This window comes from Nonomuraea aurantiaca, from assembly GCF_020215705.1.
In the GTDB taxonomy this organism is placed as follows: Bacteria; Actinomycetota; Actinomycetes; order Streptosporangiales; family Streptosporangiaceae; genus Nonomuraea; species Nonomuraea aurantiaca.
This window is the reverse complement of sequence record NZ_JAIWNB010000097.1, coordinates 1-2,352: the sequence shown is the minus strand read 5'-3', so window position 1 is coordinate 2,352 and position 2,352 is coordinate 1. Positions and strand designations below refer to the sequence as shown.

2 protein-coding genes are annotated in these 2,352 nt (G+C 64.5%); one reads left to right on the top strand and one right to left on the bottom strand.

The genetic code is table 11. The annotated features are described in order from the left end of the window. The first annotated feature begins 61 nt into the window (after positions 1–61). Entirely contained in the window at positions 62–1,000 is a 939-nt protein-coding gene (locus LDL49_RS56295; RefSeq protein ID WP_225303167.1) for a phosphotransferase, read from the top strand. Here the strand turns inward: LDL49_RS56295 and LDL49_RS56290 are convergent. Continuing rightward, on the bottom strand, positions 989–2,317 hold the full coding sequence (locus tag LDL49_RS56290; protein ID WP_225303166.1) for an IS630 family transposase: 1,329 nt from the start codon (positions 2,315–2,317) through the stop codon (positions 989–991). The genes LDL49_RS56295 and LDL49_RS56290 overlap by 12 nt on opposite strands. Between the last annotated feature and the right edge of the window lie 35 nt (positions 2,318–2,352).

Here is a 2,352-nt window from a genome sequence, read left to right as displayed (position 1 = left end):
CTAGTGTCATGCGCCTAAAATTCATCGGGTAAATGCTTATGCCCCGCTAGGGTCGAAGCTTGTGACGAATGACTACTTCGAGGTGTTCCGGCGGTTCGGGATCGAGCCGCAGGAGTCGATATATCTCTACGCACCCGTATTCCGCGGTGTGATCGGCGGAGTGGCTGTCGCTGTCAAACGCACCCACTCGCCCGAGGCCGTGGGCAGGTGGGTGCGACATCTTGCGGGCGTGGGGGTACCAGTGGTGACGCCGCTGGCCGGGCCACATCGGATCGGCGAGTACGACTGGGTCGCCTATCCGTGGATCGATGGGCGGACCTACGACGGCTCCCCGGCGGACATACGCGCCGCCGGGGACCTGCTGGGGCGCCTGCATGTGGCCAGTAACGCCGAAGGATCAACCGGTCTGCCCGGCTTCGAGTGGCCTGATCACGACCAGGAGTCGGTCGAGGACGACGTGACGGGTCTCGACAAGGTACTCAAGGCCTACCGGCCGGACCTGCGAGGGAAGGTGCTCGGTCGGTTCGAGCCGCTGCTGCGGTCGTTCATGGCGACCACGCTCCCGGCCATCCGCGACGCCGACCTGCCAGTGGCCGATGCGACCATGGACTTCAAGGCCGTCAACCTCGTGTACAGCCAGGCCGGACCCGTACTGGTCGACCCCGACAACGGGGAACGGGCGCCGAGGCTGCTCGACCTGGCCCTGGCCGTGCTGCTGTTCCACAACGACCTGCTAGATCGTCCGGCGAGGCTGTTCGACGAGATGGAATGGGCCGCCTTCCGCGATGCCTATCTTGGGCACGTGCGGTTGACGGTGCGAGAGCGGGAACTGTGGCCGACCGCTCTCACGTACATGCTGCTGGAGTGGGGAGTATGGACGGCCGTCAACGGGGGCGAGGTCGGCGACTGGGACGATCCACGGCAAGCGGCCTTCCTCGCGGATCTCCTCACCGTGGACGTCATGCGCTACCCGTTGGAATCGCCTATGTCATGGGCCTGAAATTCGCCGGAGATATTTAGCGAGGGATTCGAGAATCTCGTCGGCGGTCTTCTTCCACACGAAGGGGCGGGGATTGTCGTTCCATTCAGCGATCCAGTCCCGGATGTCCTGTTCCAGGGACTGGACGCTCTTGTGCACTCCGCGGCGGATCATCTGGTCGGTCAGGTAGCCGAACCAGCGCTCGACCTGGTTGATCCATGAGGAGCCCGTCGGGGTGAAGTGCATGTGGAAGCGCGGGTGGCGGGTCAGCCATGCCTTGATCGCCGGCGTCTTGTGGGTACCGTAGTTGTCGCAGATCAGATGGACATCCAACTCGGTGGGCACCGTCTGGTCGATCGTGGCCAGGAACTTCTTGAACTCGGCGGAGCGGTGCTGGCGGTGCAACTCGCCGATGACGCTGCCGTCGGCAATGTTGAAGGCGGCGAACAGGCTGGTGATCCCGTTGCGGACATAGTCGTGGGTACGCCGCTCGGGCATGCCCGGCATCATCGGCAACACCGGCTGCGACCGATCCAGCGCCTGGATCTGGGACTTCTCATCCACACACAACACCACCGCACGCTCGGGCGGGTCGTGATACAGCCCCACCACATCCACGACCTTCTCCACGAACAACGGATCGCTCGACAGCTTGAAGGCGTCGGCCTGGTGCGGCTTGAGCCCGAAGTCTCGCCAGATGCGCCCGATGGTCGACTTGCTCAGCCCGCTGCGTACGGCCATCCGGGCGCGTGACCAGTGCGTGGCGTTCTTCGGTGTCTCCTCCAGTGTCGCCACCACCACCTCTTCGATCTGATCCAAGGTGATCGAGGCCGGCCGGCCCGGACGCTGCTCATCGATCAGCCCGTCCAGCCGTAACTGCAGGAACCGATGACGCCACTTCGACACCGTGTCCGGGTGCACTCGCAACTTCGCGGCGATCTGCTGGTTGTCCTTGCCCTCCGCACACCCCAGCACGATCTTGGAGCGTATCGCCAAGACTTGCGAGGATTTCGCCCTCCGGGCCCATCGCTGCAGCATCGCCCGCTCTTGGTCGGTCACCGTCAACTCCGCTTTGGGCCGCCCCGTGCGGGCCTCATCGACCAACCCGTCCAGCCCGCCCTCAGCGAAGGCGGCACGCCACTTACGCACCGTGCCCACGGCGATGCCCAACTCCCGCGCCACCTGCGCATTACTGGCCCCCGGCTCCGCGCAGGCCAGCACGATCTTCGCCCGGATCGCCACCCTCGATGGCTCTGCCGACATGCCAATCAGCCGAGCTCGTTCGGCTTCGGTCAGATGGATCTCCGCCGCCGGCGGTCCAGAATGCGCCATATCCATCAGAATACAAATTTATCCGCCGCTTTTCCGGCGCA